This is a genomic window from Streptococcus suis, assembly GCF_002964045.1.
Lineage (GTDB): Bacteria > Bacillota > Bacilli > Lactobacillales > Streptococcaceae > Streptococcus > Streptococcus suis_U.
The window spans coordinates 1-607 of record NZ_POPB01000584.1 but is presented as its reverse complement, the minus strand read 5'-3'; the positions used below and the strand labels follow the sequence as shown (position 1 = coordinate 607).

The 607-nt window shown below is 34.3% G+C and carries 1 protein-coding gene; it reads right to left on the bottom strand.

Features of this window, described 5'->3' with window-relative positions; genetic code table 11:
- Nucleotides 1–59: 59 nt before the first annotated feature.
- Nucleotides 60–548 (bottom strand): EbsA family protein, encoded by a 489-nt coding sequence (locus tag C1E99_RS12995; protein WP_014637746.1) that lies wholly within the window; start codon nt 546–548, stop codon nt 60–62.
- Nucleotides 549–607 lie beyond the last annotated feature (59 nt).

The following is a 607-nucleotide window of genomic DNA, read 5'->3' as shown; positions in this document are numbered from 1 at the left end:
CGATTGAACCCAATCCAGATATTCTCAAAGCCATCAAATCATGTCCTACAAAAGCCATTTCAGCGGATTGATTTGGCTTTTTTTGTATAATACTCTTCAAAATAATCCTGTTTTATTAAATGGTCTATTAATTCAATCTCACCCTTGAAGCAATTATGAATAGCTAAATGGTTAATAAAGTATTTTTTCGGCCATTTGCGCATGTGATACACCTGCCCATTGGGAAATTCTTGTGAAAATATGCGAATGGCTAGATAAGAAACTTCAATTTTTTCTATGGTAGCAATTTCAATTTTCTGTACTGCAAAAGGATTAGCCGAAGCAATCCGTAAATGCTTTTCTTTTATCTCGAAATAGCGATGTAAGCCAAGCACTACTAATACAGCAAAGAGAGAGAGAAGTAAGATAAATAATCTTGACACTCTCAACTTTTCCAATAAAAGTGTCATACCAATGAAAATAGGCGTGAAGGTAAGTGACCAGTAAATAATGGCCCATGATAAATCCGGTTGCCAATGGTAACGAATTTTACCAAAAATTTTGATCATATCGGACCTCCATCTATTATTCTAGCACAAAAAAAGAGATTTTCCTATGAAAACCTCTA

What these genes read in the sequence shown, in the direction of transcription:
- C1E99_RS12995 (WP_014637746.1), bottom strand. Translation starts at nt 548, where the DNA reads ATGATCAAAATTTTTGGTAAAATTCGTTACCATTGGCAACCGGATTTA.